2 pseudogenes are annotated in these 409 nt (G+C 54.5%); both read right to left on the bottom strand.

The window, feature by feature from the left end:
- Window positions 1-68: pseudogene (locus F7R02_RS27705) on the bottom strand (transposase); the annotation flags it as partial.
- A 235-nt stretch (window positions 69-303) separates the two neighbouring features.
- A pseudogene (locus F7R02_RS25930) lies at window positions 304-409 on the bottom strand (IS5/IS1182 family transposase); the annotation flags it as partial.

The following is a 409-nucleotide window of genomic DNA, read 5'->3' as shown; positions in this document are numbered from 1 at the left end:
ATCGCCACGCCGCTTTCGGCTTCGCGCAGAAAGCCGATGACCTGCTCGTCAGTAAAACGTTTCTTCACGTCCAATCTCCTCGGGGTAGGGAATTGGACTCCAAACTGAGGCGCTACTCAAAATTGGGTGGACGTCGCAACGTCAAGACCAATGCTTCTCGTTCGTGGCCTTCCTCGGCCAAATTTTTAGGGAAGGTCTGAATAACGAGGCCTGAGAGTGCGGGATGTCGCGTCGTTCCGAAGAGTGGCGTTTGAATCTTTGGAATTTCGCCATTTCTGGCGCTTTCCGTGGGAATTTCCTGGTTTACAGGCGCACGCTCCCCATAGCCGGCAGCAACTGCTTTCGCTTCATCCACAGATTGGAGAGCGCAAACAAGGTCAGCACGTGTGCGGTGTTTTTGGCCAGGCCG

It is taken from the genome of Xanthomonas cissicola (assembly GCF_008801575.1).
Lineage (GTDB): Bacteria > Pseudomonadota > Gammaproteobacteria > Xanthomonadales > Xanthomonadaceae > Xanthomonas > Xanthomonas cissicola.
This window is presented reverse-complemented; position numbering and strand designations above follow the sequence as displayed.